Source organism: Kitasatospora sp. NPDC058162 (genome assembly GCF_042884005.1).
In the GTDB taxonomy this organism is placed as follows: domain Bacteria; phylum Actinomycetota; class Actinomycetes; order Streptomycetales; family Streptomycetaceae; genus Kitasatospora.
In genome coordinates this window covers 24,952-39,860 of sequence record NZ_JBHVUS010000040.1, presented here as the reverse complement: position 1 = coordinate 39,860, position 14,909 = coordinate 24,952, and the positions used below count along the sequence as shown (strand labels likewise).

General features: G+C 71.7%; 8 protein-coding genes and 2 pseudogenes. 3 read left to right on the top strand and 7 right to left on the bottom strand.

What is annotated here, in order from left to right:
* The first annotated feature begins 51 nt into the window (after positions 1-51).
* Together ACFVXG_RS39490 and ACFVXG_RS39485 are read left to right on the top strand one after the other, a co-directional pair.
* Entirely contained in the window at positions 52-696 is a 645-nt protein-coding gene (locus ACFVXG_RS39490; RefSeq protein ID WP_387934978.1) for a dihydrofolate reductase family protein, read from the top strand.
* 365 nt (positions 697-1,061) lie between these two features.
* Positions 1,062-1,424 (top strand): BlaI/MecI/CopY family transcriptional regulator, encoded by a 363-nt coding sequence (locus ACFVXG_RS39485; RefSeq protein ID WP_387934977.1) that lies wholly within the window; start codon positions 1,062-1,064, stop codon positions 1,422-1,424.
* 258 nt (positions 1,425-1,682) lie between these two features.
* On the opposite strand, the gene ACFVXG_RS39480 is transcribed toward ACFVXG_RS39485, so the two are convergent.
* The 6 genes and pseudogenes from ACFVXG_RS39480 to ACFVXG_RS39455 all read right to left on the bottom strand — a co-directional run.
* The gene (locus ACFVXG_RS39480) at positions 1,683-4,277 is read right to left on the bottom strand and encodes a SpoIIE family protein phosphatase (RefSeq protein WP_387935042.1); all 2,595 of its coding nucleotides are present in this window, start codon (positions 4,275-4,277) and stop codon (positions 1,683-1,685) included.
* A gap of 258 nt (positions 4,278-4,535) precedes the next feature.
* The gene (locus ACFVXG_RS39475; RefSeq protein ID WP_387934975.1) at positions 4,536-6,677 is read right to left on the bottom strand and encodes a SpoIIE family protein phosphatase; all 2,142 of its coding nucleotides are present in this window, start codon (positions 6,675-6,677) and stop codon (positions 4,536-4,538) included.
* A gap of 99 nt (positions 6,678-6,776) precedes the next feature.
* On the bottom strand, positions 6,777-7,346 hold the full coding sequence (locus ACFVXG_RS39470; RefSeq protein WP_387934973.1) for a hypothetical protein: 570 nt from the start codon (positions 7,344-7,346) through the stop codon (positions 6,777-6,779).
* 170 nt (positions 7,347-7,516) lie between these two features.
* Positions 7,517-11,542 (bottom strand): hypothetical protein, encoded by a 4,026-nt coding sequence (locus ACFVXG_RS39465; RefSeq protein ID WP_387934971.1) that lies wholly within the window; start codon positions 11,540-11,542, stop codon positions 7,517-7,519.
* A gap of 1 nt (position 11,543) precedes the next feature.
* Positions 11,544-12,938 carry a 5'-methylthioadenosine/S-adenosylhomocysteine nucleosidase gene (locus ACFVXG_RS39460; RefSeq protein ID WP_387934969.1) on the bottom strand — a complete coding sequence of 465 codons (1,395 nt, stop codon included), beginning with the start codon at positions 12,936-12,938 and terminating at the stop codon, positions 11,544-11,546.
* Between the two features lie 79 nt (positions 12,939-13,017).
* A pseudogene (locus tag ACFVXG_RS39455) lies at positions 13,018-13,254 on the bottom strand (substrate-binding domain-containing protein); the annotation flags it as partial.
* On the opposite strand from ACFVXG_RS39455, the pseudogene ACFVXG_RS39450 reads away from it, so the two are divergent.
* A pseudogene (locus ACFVXG_RS39450) lies at positions 13,246-14,086 on the top strand (beta-galactosidase); the annotation flags it as partial. The pseudogenes ACFVXG_RS39455 and ACFVXG_RS39450 sit on opposite strands and share 9 nt — an antisense overlap.
* 56 nt (positions 14,087-14,142) lie before the next feature.
* On the opposite strand, the gene ACFVXG_RS39445 reads toward ACFVXG_RS39450, so the two are convergent.
* The gene (locus ACFVXG_RS39445) at positions 14,143-14,817 is read right to left on the bottom strand and encodes a TetR/AcrR family transcriptional regulator (RefSeq protein WP_387934967.1); all 675 of its coding nucleotides are present in this window, start codon (positions 14,815-14,817) and stop codon (positions 14,143-14,145) included.
* Positions 14,818-14,909: the final 92 nt, after the last annotated feature.

Below are 14,909 nucleotides of genomic sequence, written 5' to 3'. Positions count from 1 at the left end.
ATCCCGGCCCGGAGGGTCTTACTGCCGTTATCGACAACACAGGAGGAACACGTGTCTCAGTTACTGAGAGTACAAAACTTCAACGTCTCAAGTGACGGAATCGGTGCCGGTGAGGACCAGAGCCTCGAGCGTCCGTTCGGCCACGTCCGTCCCGAGAGGCTCTTCGCCTGGGCCGGCGCCACGGCGAGCTGGCCCATGCGCACCGACCCCGGAGGGAGCCGGGGCCTCGATGACCACTTCACGCGTGACTACGCGCGCAACATCGGCGCCGAGATCATGGGCCGCAACAAGTTCGGGCCCCAGCGCGGGCCCTGGCACGACCATGAGTGGCGCGGCTGGTGGGGTGACGAGCCCCCGTTCCGCACCCCGGTGTTCGTCATGACCCATCACGAGCGTCCTTCGCTCACGCTCTCCGACACCACCTTCCACTTCGTCGACGGCGACCCGGCCACGGTCCTCAAGCAGGCGCGGGAGGCGGCGCAGGGCAAGGACGTCCGCCTCGGCGGCGGGGTTACCACCATCCGGCAGTTCCTTGACGCCGACCTCGTCGACACCATGCATGTGGCGGTCTCGCCGGTGAAGCTCGGGTCCGGACTGCGACTCTGGGAGTCACCCGATGAGCTGCTCGACCGGTTCCATCTTGAGGTCGTGCCCAGCCCGAGCGGCGTGACGCACCACCTGTTCTGGCGAAAGTGACACGAGGGCCCGCTCGGGGACCGATGCGGGCGCTTCAGTAGATGATCGCGTAGTTGCGGGCGAGTTCCGATACAAGCCGAGGTACTCGTCCGCAACTCGGCCGGCTCCGCCACTACGCGCCCCCTGACGCCACGTCGCATGGCCGGAAGCCAGAAGTCCGGCCGCTGCGTCCTCGGTCAAGCCGGGCCCACGGGCACAACCAGGCCGGTGGCTGCGGTCGGCTGAGCGCCCGCGTTCGCGCGAGCCGTCCAGGCTGTCCGGGAAACCACCGTCGTCGAAGGGTCGTCGGCGTCCCCGGTGGGTAGAGTCCGGCCACCGCCCGGCAGCAGGCGGTCTGCGGCGGGGACGGAGGGAACGGAGAGGACGTGGGCGAACAGCGGCGCGAGCACGGTGCGCTGGAGGCTGAGGTGATGGCCGTGCTGTGGGCCGAGGCCCGCCCGATGACAGCCTCCGAGGTGCACGAAGCGCTCGGCGGTCCGGGGCTGGTCTACAAGACGGTGCTCACGGTCCTGGGCCGGCTGCACGCCAAGGGCCTGCTCGACCGCGAACGGTGCGGCCGGGCGCACGCCTACTCGCCTCGACGGGGTCCGGCCGACGAGGTCGCCTCAGAGATGAACCAGGCGCTCGCCCGTGGCGCCGACCGCCTGGCGGTCCTGCAGCACTTCGTCGCCGGGCTCGACCCAGACGACGAACGGGCACTGCGAGACCTGCTCGACGCCGGCGAGTAGGTACTGCGACACCGGGGGCCGCCCGTGTACTTCACCGTCTACGCGCTGCTGCTCGACTCGGCCGGCCTCTTCGAGGCCCGGCGACGGATGCCCATCGTCGTTCCGCGCCGCCGCCCGGGCACAGGGCCGATCGGGCTACACCGGCAGGGTCGGGGAGGGACCTGCGGGGCGGACTCCCAGGGTCCTCGCTCCCGTTCGGGCAGGTGCCGTCCGGCTTCCGCTCCCTTCGGCCACGGGCCCGGTGGGCGGGACGCCCCGTCACAGGAACTGCTCGGCCCAGATGATCTTTCCCTCGGGGGTGTAGCGGACGCCCCAGCGTTCGGTGAGCCGGGCGACGAGGAACAGGCCGCGGCCGCCCTCGTCCTCCGCGACCGCGTAGCGCAGGTGCGGGGCGGTGCTGCTGGCGTCGGAGACCTCACAGATCAGCGTGCGGTCGTACAGCAGCCGCACCCTGATCGGTGCGCTGGCGTAGCGGATGGCATTGGTCACCAGCTCGCTGAGCACCAGTTCGGTGACGAAGGCGGCCTCGTCGAGACCCCACTCGGCGAGCTGTCGGGTGGCCTCGGCACGGACCTGGGCGACGGTCTCCGGAGTAGGGGCCACCGCCCACTCGGCGGTCCGGTCGGGCTCCAGTACGCGGGTGCGGGCGACGAGGAGGGCGATGTCGTCGCTCTGGCGGGCGGGCAGCAGGGCGTCGATCACGGCCTCGCAGATCTCCCGGGGCGATCGGTCGGGGCGGGCCAGGACGCTCGTGAGGACGTCCAGGCCGACACCGATGTCACGGGTGCGGTCCTCGATGAGGCCGTCGGTGTAGAGGATCAGGCTGCTCCCCGGTGGCAGTCGCAGCTCCACGGCTTCGAAGGGCATCCCGCCCAGGCCGAGCGGCGGACCGGCGGGGAGGTCGAGGAGCTCGACCGTGCCGTCCGGGTGGACGAGGGCGGGCGGGGGGTGGCCGGCCCGGGCCAGCGCGCAGGTGGCGGTGCTGGGGTCGTAGATCGCGTAGAGGCAGGTGGCGCCGGTGATCGCGAGCGCACCCCCGGCCGCGGCCGCCTCCTGGTCCAGGTGGGCGACCAGTTCGTCCAGGTGCCCGAGGAGCTCGTCCGGCGGCAGGTCGAGGGTCGAGAAGTTCTGGACGGCGGTGCGCAGGCGGCCCATGGTGGCGGCCGCGTGCACGCCGTGGCCGACCACGTCGCCGACGACGAGCGCGACCCGGGCACCCGGCAACGGGATGACGTCGAACCAGTCGCCGCCGACCCCTGCCTGGGCGGGCAGGTAGCGGTAGGCGACGTCGAGGGCGCTCTGTTCGGGCAACGCGCGTGGCAGCAGGCTGTGCTGCAGGGTGACGGCCATCGTGTGCTCGCGGGTGAAGCGGCGGGCGTTGTCGACGGACACTGCGGCGCGGGCGGCCAGCTCCTCGGCCAGGGACAGCTCGTCGTCCTCGAACGGGCCCCGGTCCCGGCCGCGCCAGAAGCAGGCGACGCCCGTCAGCACACCCCGTGCCGTCAGCGGAACGGCGATCAACGACGCCAGGCCGAAGTCCAGCACCGCCTGCGTGAGCTCGGCGTCCTGCCTGCGCCACCCGGCGTCCGTCGCCACCTCGGGGACGAGTGCGGACCGCCCGCTGACGAAGCCCGCCGCCTGCGGGGTGCTGCCCGCCCACCGGACGAGTTCGCCCGGGGGGTACAGCGGCGAATCGTCCCGGATGCCCGCGACCGCCACCCGCCGCAGCTCCACCGTGGCACCGGCCGTCAGGGTCCGCGGTTCCTCACCGCGCAGCACCTCGTCGGCGAGGTCGACCGTGGCGTAGTCGCAGAATTCCCGGGAGGCCATTTCGGCGAGTTCCTCGGCGGTGCGGCGAACGTCCAGGGTGGTTCCGATGGCCATGCTCGCGTCGTACAGCAACCTGAGCCGACCGCGGGCGACCTCGGCCCTCCCCGCCAGGGCGCGCAGCTCGGTGGAGTCGCGCAGCGTGGTGACGCTGCCGGCGGGGCCTCCCCCGCTGTCGGTGGGGCGGTTGTTGACGGCCAGCAGGCGGCCGCCCACGGGGAGCACCTCGTCGGTGACCGCGCTGTCGGACAGCAGCAGTTCAGTCGTACGGGGGTCGAGGCCGAGGTCGGTGACCGCATGCCCCTCCGCGTCGGGGGGCAGGTCCAGGAGTCGGCGCGCCTCGTCGTTGGCGAGCAGGACCCGGCCGTCGCCGCTGACGATGGCCACGCCTTCACGCACCGCGTGGAGCACCGCGTCGTGGTGCTCGTACATCCTGGTCATCTCCTCCGGTCCCAAGCCGTGGGTCTGCCGCAGGAGCCGCCTGCCCACCAGCGCCGTTCCGGCCGTGGCCAGGCCCAGCGCCACGGTGCCCGCACCCAGGACGACCGGCAGCTGGCGGTCGATCGCGCTGCTCACGTTGGCGACCTTCATCCCGGCGGACACGATGCCCACGACCCCGCCGTGGGTGTCCTCCACCGGGACCACCACCTGGTACTCCAGGCCGAGCGGGCCGTGCACCTGCTCGACGGTGATCTGCCCCTGCAGCGACGGCCCGATGGTGCCGACGAACTTCTTGCCGATCTGCTCCGGCTCGGGGTGGGTGAAGCGGATGCCGTTCCGGTCGGTCACCACGATGAAGTCGACCTTGGCGTCCTTACGGGCTGCTTCGGTCAGCGGCTGCAGCACCGCGCTGGGATCGGGGCCCTGCATGGTCGCCACCAGACCGGGGCTGTGGGCGAACGCCTCGGCCGCGGCGAGCGAACGGTCGCGCGCCGCCGAGAACCGGTCGCTGCGGGACTCGATCAAAAGCGCGATGACCGCCACCACCACGAGCAGCAGCACGATCAACACCTGCAGGAGGAACATCTGACCGGCGACACTGCGGATGCTCAGCACCGACCGCAGACGCCGCACCGAAGGATCCCCCGGGACCGGACGTGGATACTGCCGGCCACGCCGACCACCCGCTCGGCCCGGAGCCTGGGGACCGGGGCCCATGTCTCTCGCCATACACCCATGGTCCCGCCCCGGCGCGAACGGGACACGGCGCACCGGGCCCTGACCGGAGCGCCCCGGGTCCACCGCACCCGCCGACCGCGGAGGCGGTCCGGCCCCCGTCCCGGCTCACCGGGGCACGGACCGGATCAGCAGCAGCGCGACGTCGTCGGTGCGGTACTCCCCGTGACCCGCCCGGTCGACGAGAGCATCGGCCAGCCTGTCGAGTGGTTCGCCACCGTAGCGGGCCAGCGTGGCGGTCAGGTCGGCCAGCGCCTGGTCCAGGTCCACATCGGGCGTGTCGATGAGGCCGTCGGTGTACAGGGCCAGAGTGGTACCGATCGACAGGTCGACGCGGATCTGCGGGTAGTCGGCGGCGGGGTCGACGTTCAGCACCAGGCCGATGAGCGGCTCCAGCGCGCCCGCCCGGCCGTCCGGGCCGTACCGCAGTGGCACGGGGTGGCCGGCGTCGGCCAGCCAGGCCTCCCGGCGGGCGAGGTCGACGCGAAGGTAGGCGCAGCTGGCCAGCAGGTCCGTGTCCAGGTCGGCGACCAGCCGGTTGGTCCGGGAGAGCACGGTGCTCGGATCGGCGTCGGCTGCGGCGAAGGCCCGGACGGCGGTACGGACCTGGCCCATCAGCGCGGCGGCGTTGACGTTGTGGCCCTGGACGTCGCCGATCACGACGGCCACGTCGTCGGGCCCGACCCGGATGAGGTCGTAGAAATCGCCTCCGATGTCCATGCCCTCGGTGCACGGCAGGTAGCGGGCGCTGACCTCCAGGCCCGGAACGTCCGGCAGCGCACGGGGCAGCAGGCTCTCCTGGAGGCCCTGGGCGAGGCCGAGCTTGGTGTCGTACAGCCGGGCGCGGTCCAGGGCCTGGGCGATCAGTCCACCGAGCGAGGTGAGGACGGCGCGTTCCTCGAGATCGAAGTGGTGCGGCTCGGCGAAGGCCAGCACGCAGGTGCCGATCAGCCTTCGCGAGGTCACCAGCGGCAGGTACGCCCAGGCGGCCATCCCGTCCTGGGTCTCCTGGCGGCCCGGGTAGAGCCGCTCCAGCTCCGCACGGGTCTCGAAGTACGCCGGCACGGGGTTGGTGGCCGCCTGGACGCCGGGGGTGGACTCGGTCAGCGGGGTGCCGTCGAACTGGTCGACCAGGCCCGGCGGATAGCCGCGATGGCCCACGATGCGCAGTCGGCCCCCTTCGGCCATCAGCACCGCCACGGCTCGGCCGCCGAAAGCCGGCACGATCTGCTCGGAGACCATGCTCACCACGTCCTGCACGCCGACGGCCTCGGTCAGCGCGCCCGCGAGGTGGAGGAGGTGGTACAGCGCTCCGGGACGTGTGTGCGTGGCCCGCTCGGGCGGGGTCCCGACGGGCCGGTCGCGGTCGGCGGCGTCGACGTCAGCGGCGGTGATCCGCGCGGTCAGTCCGGACGGGTCGGGGAAGAGCTCGAACGACAGCCACCGGTCCGGCGGCCGCAACGCGACGAAGGAGGTGGACTGCCCACTGATCACCGCGGCCCGGTAGTGGTACTCGTACACCGGATCCCGCAGCCACGACAGGACCGCCCACGGCCGCGCGCCCAGCAGCCGCTCGACCGGCACACCCAGCAACTCGGCGGCGGCCGGGGTGACCGCCGCCAGCCTGCCGTCCAGATCGATCTCGCACACGCCCTCCGGAAGCCGTTCCGCCATCGTGGCGAGGGGGGCGGAGGAGCCACTCTCCGCCACCCCGGGGCGCTGCCCGGCCCGGACCGGTCGGCCCGCCCGGGCCGCGTCCGCCAGCACCTCGGCCAGGCGATCGGCGAACGCGTCGAACCGGTCCCGTTCACCGGGCGACAGCTCGGGGGGATGCGCGGCGGGCCAGAGCACGAAGACGGCCCCGTACGCGGTCCGCCGCGTCACGAGCGGAGCAGCCGCGAGGCGGAACGCGTACGGCATGGCCACCGCGACCCTCGGGTACCTGCGCGCCATGTCCTCCGTGCCGCCGACCCATACGACCAGGCCGCTGCGCACCGCTTCGGCCACCGGTACCGGTGCGGTGAGGCCGACGCGCTGCCACGGCCTGGTGAACTGCCGGGCGGCCCCCAGGGTCACGGCCAGCTCGAGCACCTGCCGGTCCTCCGACAACAGGTAGAGCCCGCCGATGTGCGCGTCGAGCCGGGCCGGCGCCGACCGCAGGATCCGCGCCGCCTCCTCCAGTCCGCGCCCGGCCGGAACCTCGGCGGCCTCGCGTCCGGGCCCCGGCGACCGATGCCATGGCACGCCCATCACGAGCACCCCGTTCGAGCCGACCAGTGAAACCCGCAGGCCCCCTCCCATAGTGGCCCGGCCCGCACCGTCCGTCCCGTCGTGTCCTGCCGGCATCACTCAATCGACTGGGGAAGGAGCGGGTACCGGATCGCTTCTGCCCAGATCCGCGTAGAGCGCGATCTGCCAGCCGAGCACGGCAACCCCGAGGAGTTCGGCCCCGGACAGGACCGCGTACGGTATCGAGACGCCCCCGGCGGCCCAGAAGACCAGGACGGCCGCGACCGGCCCGCCGCAGAAGGTCAGCAGGTCGACTCCGAGCTGAAGGTACTTGCGCGAGACTCGCCGAGGATCGCTGCGATGCGCCACCTCCCACCCGAACACCGGCGCCTGATCATCCGTCAAGGCCTGCAGCCGAGGAGCGATTTCGGCCCTTACGTAGCGTCCGACGGCCGAGATCTTCTCGTCGTTCACCAGGTAGGTCCAGCCGAGCAGTAGGCAGACGGGCGGCAGGATCAGCAACAGCGCGACACCGGCCTGGACCGCGACGGCGATGACCGCGGCCATGGAAGCGAGCGTCGCGTACAGTAAGTTGTCCCGGAATCCGATCCTGGCTCGCTGCTCGTCCTTGATCCGCTCGTACTCCAGAATGAGCAGCCGTCCCGTGGACACGTCCTCGGTACCACTCATGGCTCCCCCTTCGCCCCGTTGTGGTGTGCCCAGGTCGTCGGACCCCTCCCTGTGCCCGGAGCGAGCCCGGTAGCAGCCTTCCCAAGGCCGACGCCCGGTAGGCGTTGGGCAGCGCGCAAGCTCCGTCGCGATTCGATAACCACGTCCGGCACCAGGAACGTGCATCGGGTTCACAGGGCGGTCGAGAGCGCATTGAGGATGAACGTCGCCACGTCCGGCGGGCAGGCAGGATGAGCGCGGAGCCGGGCCGCCCGACCCCCGGCTTCGGCACCGTCGAGGCTCAGTACGGCGTTGGCGATCGCATCCTGCGTACCGGGCGAGATGTTCGGGTCGCCGAACAGTTCCTCCAGCCAGTCGAGGGCGCCGGGATCGCGGCGTCCGACCCCGGTCAGGAGCGCCGCGAGCGCGGATCGGATCTTCCGTCCCACGGCTGTGACGTCGGTCGTGAGCAGTTCGGTCAACAGTTCGCGGATCTCCTCGCGGCTGAACCTGCCGGGCAGCAGGGAACCGCAGAGTGTGGAGAGGTCGCGCAGGGCCGCGGAGCAGCGTCCGCTCTCGTCGGTTCGAGACCCCTGCACCAACCGCGCTCTGGTGACGGAGTACACCTCGTTCACCAGGTCCCGGCTGAGCGGCACCAGCGTGTCCACGCGGATGATGAGCGTGAGCAGGCTGCGGACCAGGTTGGCGTCCTCGTCCCCCTCCACGGCCAGGCGCATCCGGCGAATCGCGGTCTCCAGCAGCACGGACGTCACGGCCGTCAGGGCCTCGGCGCCGACCCGGTCATCGTCGGCCAGGATCGTCGTCAGCCGCATGGCGGCGTCGGTGTGCGGAGTGCCGAGCACGGAGACCAGCCATCGGACCAGATCCGGAGGCCAGGCGCCCCGGTGATCCTGGAGGGTCTTGACCGCCGTGCCGGCAACGTTCGAACTGTGGCCCCGGAGCAACGCCTCCTCCAGCCACACCCGCGCTCGTGGATCCTGCAGCGCGAGCCTGCCCTCCAGCCGAGCCCGAACCTCGAGGAACCGACTACCGCCGTCGGCGATCAGCGGGCGCAGCCGTCCGGCGAGGACGGCCAGCACGGGTGTCGGCGTGTTGTGCACCCAGGCCCGCAGCATGCTGTCCACGACGGGCCGTGGTACCTCCGAGGCCGCGAGGTCGTCGAGGATCCGCACGTGGCCTTCCACCAGATCACCGGCGAGGGCGATCTGGGCGGGCCAGACGTTCTTCGCGGCCGAGCTCCGGGCCGGGACGAACCAGTCCAGCAACCGGAGCCGGGTCTCGGCCGGAACCGCGATGCCCTTCATCGTGTAGGCCACGCTGCCGGCCCCCGCGCGTCCGGGCTGCGGCCGGTCCAGTACGTGCCTGGCGATCAACTCGGCGTGGTGCTCGGTGAGCAGGGCGAGAACGTTGACATGCCGGGTCAGCTCCGCGCCACCGTCGAGGATGTCCTCCAGGATCTCCCGACAGGTGTCGACGTCGTCGACGGCCACCCTGGCCACGAACTTGACCTGGGCGTTGTCCCAGGCCTTCGGGAGCCGCGCGGTCAACACCTCCCGCCACGAGCACCATCCGTGTTCGTCGCGCACCTCCGGCGAGTCCCACAGCCGGCGCATCACTTCCACCGCCTCCTCGTCACCCAGCGAGGGAGGGAGCGCGACCGCCAGGATGACCCGGGCGAAGTCCGGCATCCGCGGGGCAGGCAGGTCGCAGCGAAGGTGTGCCCTGATCGCTTCCCGACGGGCGAGCGCCCCGAGCCGCGGATACAGCTCGCGGACCCCTTCCAGCGCGCTGTCGGACAGACGGGTGTCCGAGAGGCCGCTGAGCAGCCGTGCCGGCAGGCTCTCCCAGATGTGGGGGTCGAGGTGGCTACGGACCTCGCAGGAGGCACCGAGGGCCGCCCTCAGCCGGGACGGCAGGTCGCCCGCGGGGACGCGGGGCAGCAGTGACGCCAGTGCGGCGACCGCCGGCAGCGCCAGCTCGGCCGGGTACGCGACCAGCGACCTGACGAGGGCGTCCTGGGCGGTTCCGAGATGGCGGTCGGGCGCCTCGCCGAGCATCGGAACGACGGCTTGCATCAGGGCACAACTCTGCTCCACCTTGTCGAGGACCCTGCCGAGGAAGACGTCCTGCTGACGGCCCAACGCGGCTACGACGTGCGCCTGGGCACCGTCCGGACTGTCCGCCGGGAGCGATCGGGCGAGCTCCCGGTAGTCATCGTCATCCACCACCTGGGAGAGCAGCGACTTCGCCAGGGGCCACAGGTTGGTGTAGCCGGCGCCGAGGGCCCGGGCGAGGTCCGTGATGCCCGCGCAGTCCAGCCCCTGGCCGAGCAGGTGGCGCCCGTGCGCGTACTCGCCGAAGCTCTGGTGGAAGAACTCCCAGTGGTCGCGCAGGCTTCGGACCACGCCTTCGCTGACCAGGAGACCGATCCCGTGGTCGAGGTCGGTGCCCAGGAGGCCCTTCGGCACCCGGACGGTCAGCGTGCCACTGGCCGTCACCAGCAGCCTGGCCAACTCGAGTGCCGCCCGTTCCTTGGTCGGGTCCTCCATCCCGCCGACGGTTCGCACCCGGGCGTGCCAGTAGTCGTCGTACAGCCGCGTGGCCGTCAGCTCCTCCGGCACGTGGCCTTCGCCCGCGTAGACACTGCAGGCCATCGCCAGGCGCACGGGTAGCGCGCAGACCTGGCGGAGCGGGCCCGGCCTCGCCACCTTGCCCTCCAGCACTCCGATGAACGCCTGGTCGGACGCCGTCGGTTCCGGGTTCGTCGCACGCAGGTGGTTCCGGGCCCAGCCGACGATCTCCTCGGGCAGGAGCACGGGTACCCCGAACCGGACGAGCCGCCCCGCCAACCTGGGTGCGCTCTGCCTGGCCTGCTGCAGGTACGTCCGGTACTCGTGGTCGCGGCAGGTCATGACCACGTCGCCGATGTCCAGCGCCTCCGTCAGCACCGCCGACAGGCCGGGCACCGTGCGGCGGTCGAGGATCAGGTCGAGCGTGTCGACGAGCAGCGTCACATGCCCGTGACGGGCACGCAGACGGGTGAGGATCTCGATGATTCCCAGAGCGTCCACGGGCCTGGCGCCCGCGCCGAGCGCTCGGTCGGCCCCGACGGGCCCGTCGGACACGGCGTCATGCGACAACTGTGCGCACGACACCAGGACGACCGCGCCGGAGTCGCGTTCGAGCCGCTGCAGCAGTTGACCGAGCAGTACGCTCTTGCCGATCCCGCCCTCGCCGGTCAGGACCAGGGCGACCCGGGATCCGGCACCGTGTTCCTGCTGCAGGTCCCGCGCTCTCAGCGCGGCGTCGAGAAGGTCATGACGGGCGACCGGCGGGAACTTGTACGCCTGGAGCGAGACACGGTCGGGGGCCAGAACGCGCGGCAGAGCAGGACCGGGGACAGCGCCGTCGGCTCGGTCGACCGGCGCCGCCCGCCGGGGGAGGTCGCGCAGGATGGCGACGGTGGCGGCGGCTGCATGGGCGGCAGCGCGTGACCGCTGCTCGGCGCTGGTGTCGGCATGCAGCGAACCGTCCGCCAGGTCGCTGATGCCACGTACGGTAAGGGCCCGCAACTCGCCCAGATGGGCGGCGTGGGCCATGCCGACGCTCTCCATCTCCACGGCCACGGCGTCGTTGTAATGCCGGTGCAGTTGATCCCGGAGTGGGGAGGCGGAGGAGTTGAGCTCGACGTCTCCGGCCGCGATCGGCGCGAAGTGCACCTGCGGAACCGCGGCACCCGGCGGGATCGGGGGGCGGACCAGGGCATGCCAGCGGGAGCCGCGCAGGGCGTGCCTGGCGGTCTGCAGCATGGTGTGCGGAGCCTGCCAACTCTCCGGGCGGGCGAGGAAACCCTCCGGGCTGTCCTCTCCTCCTTGATAAGCATGGACGAGAGTGGCGACGACGACGTCCCCCAGAGTGAGCACGTCCCGCACGGCGCCGGCCACCCCGACGAAGAACACGGCCTCGGGTCCGAACTGCTCGCGGGCGTGTTCGGTGATGACCGCCGCGGCCCGACCTCCCGTACCGGTCTCCGCCAGCGCCACCCGCCAGGCGGTCCCCTCCAGCGTCCCCACCTCGAACAGGGTCCCGGTCCCGTGGCGGATCCACTCGCAGTCGCCGAGGTACGTCCGCACCGCCTGGTACTCCAACGCTGAGGCGGTCAGGATCACGGCCTCGGCGGACGGGGCTGCGGCCATCTCAGGATCGGGCGCGGAACGCCTGGAGCAGGCGGGCGGCAAGCTCCTCGGCGACGTCGGCCGTGTTGTCCTGCACGGCACGCCAGGCCAAGGAGTCATCCGCCTCGACGCGTAGGTGTTCCCGATGCGGGAAGCCCATGGTGGCGCGGTTGCGCTCGACCGGGCCGACCGTATCCTCGCTGAGCATGTTCGCGGGGTCCACGCCCACGGCCAGGGCCACCGTCTCAGCCGCGACCACCGGCACCGCGAGCAGTGCCCGGAGCAGGCCCGCTATCTGCTCCACCAAGTGTTCGGGATCCAGGATCGCGCCCAGCGAGTCCCCCGGCAACGGCTGCCAGGCCGAGCGTTGACCATCGCGGTACACGGCCAGACCCGCGGGCCCGCGCCGGGCGGGGGCGCCGACCACGGCGACGACCCGGTCCTCCACCTGCGGGACGACCTCTTCGGACGCGGTGAACAGAAGATGATCGCGGCCGCAGGCGATCAGCTCGTCCGCGAGCTGTTGCAGCCGCCGCATCTGGACACGTTCCTGTGCCGCCACGGGCAGCACGTGCAGCTCCAAGGCCGCCGCCGACCGGTATTGACGGAGACGCAGCTCCGAGCGCCAGTGCACCTGCACGGGCTTGTCCAGGTGCTGCCACCGCAGGGGTACGCGCTCCGGTCCGGGCTCTCCGTTCCCAGCAGGGGGCGGCATGCGCCGGAGGACGGCGACAGCGGCCGCAGCCGCGTTCGCGGCTGCGCGCGGCTGGTTCCGGGCGTCGTCCGCGGCATACTTCTTGCCGTCCGCCCGGTCGCTGATACCGCGTATGGTCAGGACCTCGATCCCGCCCACGTGGGCGGCGTGTGCCATCCCCGCACTCTCCATCTCGACGGCCGCGGCGTCGTTGTAGTGCCGGTGCAACTGATCGCGGAGCGGGGAGCCGGACGAATTGAGGACGACGTCGCCGGCCGCGATCGCCTTGAAGTGCACCTGGTGGGGATGTCCCGGGCCGCGCAGCGCGTGGCGCGCGATCTGGACGAGAGCGTGCGAGGCCGGCCATCCCTCCGGCCGGGCGAGGAACCCCTCGACGTCGTCCTTGCCGCCGTGGTAGGCGTGCACGGTGGTGGCCACCACCACGTCCCCGATGGCGATGTCGTCCTTCAGGGCGCCGGCGACGCCGACGAAGAACAGCACCTCGGGATCGAACAGCTGTCGCGCATGCTCGGTGATGACGGCCGCGGAGCGGTTGCCCGGCCCGGTCTCGGCGAGCGCCACGCGCAGAGTCGTCCCGGTGAGCGTGCCCACCTCGAACAGCGTCCCAGTCGGATGCTGGGTCAGTTCCCGGTCGGTCAGGTACTCCTGGACCGCTTCGTACTCCAGCCCCAGCGCAGTAAGAATCACCACCGTGCCGCTCATAGCCGCCATCTTGCCGCAGATCGCCGATCCAGGGGTCCAACGGTCCGAATTCGGCGGTGCCGAGCCCACGTTGCGGACGTTACCGACCGGGTGGCGGGGCAGCGGTGCTGGCCCGCACGACCATCCGCGTGGGGACGAGGGTGGTGCCCTGTTCCGCGGTCTGGCTGCGGATCTGGTGCAGTACGCCTTCGACGCACCGGCGACCGACCTCACCGAAGTCCTGGTGGATGGTGGTCAGCGGGGGGATGAAGGACGAGGCCTCGGCAATGTCGTCGAAGCCGACGACGCTGACGTCCTCCGGAACGCGCTCGCCACGAGCGAGTTCTGGAACGGCTGGTTCGACCGCTGGGGCGGCCGTCACGTGGTCCGCGAAGCCGACGATGCCGCACGGGAGTTGGACGACCTCCTGTCGACGGGCGCCTCGGTCAACCTGTACATGTTCCACGGCGGCACCAGCTTCGGATTCACCAACGGCGCCAACGACAAGCACACCTACCGCCCCACCGTCACCTCCTACGACTACGACGCCCCCCTCGACGAGAGCGGCGACCCCACCGAGAAGTACGAGGCGTTCCGACGGGTCATCGCCAAGTACGCGCCCGGGCCCAGGTCTTCATCGACGGCCAGCCCGTGGGCGTCCTGGAACGCGAGAACCACGAACACGCCATCGCGCTCACCCCCCCCGCCCGGGCGGCGTCCTGCGCCTGCTCGTGGAGAACCAGGGCCGGGTCAACTACGGACCGGGCATCCACGACCGCAAGGGACTCCTCGGAAAGGTCCGCCTCAACGGCACCGAACTCGCGGGCTGGACCAGCCGACCGCTCCCCCTCACCACACTCACCGGCCTCGCCTTCACCAGCGGCGCCGATCCCGCCATCGGCCCGGCCTTCCACCGCGGCACCTTCGAGCTCGACACACCGGCCGACACCTTCGTCCACCTGCCCGGCTGGACCAAGGGCAACGTCTGGGTCAACGGCTTCCACCTCGGCCGGTTCTGGTCCCGCGGCCCCCAACGCTCGCTCTACCTGCCCGGCCCCGTCCTGCACCCCGGGCCGAACGAGATCACTGTGCTGGAACTGCACGCGGCCCACCCCGCCCCCACCATCGACCTGCGTGAGCTACCCGACCTCGGCCCCACCGAGGAATGACCGGGACACCCGTCGGACGGGTGGCGGTACGTCAACGGCTGCCGCGCGGGACTTGATCACCACTGGTCCGCGGCCGGCGACAGGCCCGCGGTGCGCGCGGCGACGCCCGCCTGGACTGCGAAGAGGCGGTCCCGCGCGTCCTGGTCGAATGCGTGGAAGTGGCCGTGCACCTCGAGGGCGACGAAGCCGTGCACGGTGGCCCAGGCCAGCATCAGGGATTCCGCCGCGTCCGGCACCAGCGGGCTGCCGAGCCGGCCGCGTTCGGCCGTGTCGGCGACGAGTTCGACCATGTGCTCCATCGCCCGCCGGGCGGCCACCACGGTCGGTCCGTCCGGTGGGGCCGCGTACCCGGGCACGGGGGAGCCGAAGATGAGGGCGAAGCGCTCCGGATTCCGCTGCGCCCAGGTCCGGTAGCCGGTGCAGGTGGCCACGAAGCGTCCGTCCAGGTCGTCCCGCGGCACGGTCTCGTGGGTCGCCGTCAACGCGTCCGACAGACTGTCGTAGGAGTCGGCAACGAGGGCGGTGAGCAGCTCGTCCCGGTCGGCGAAGTAGCGGTACAGCGCGGGCGGGGTCATCCCCATGCTGCGGGCGATGTCGGTGAAGCGGAGGTTCGCGGCGCCGCGCTCGACGATCAGGCCCAGGGCCGCGTGCTTGATCTCCTCCACGGTGTCGGCGCGCAGCCGCTCCCGGCGGCTCCGCCCCCCGCTCTCATCCGTCGACCCACCCGTCATCGCATCTCCATCGGCTCGCTGTGCCAGTCACCACGTTGACAATCCGTACCCGTCGAGGGAAACGTTACGCTTCATAAGGTGCGTTATGAAGC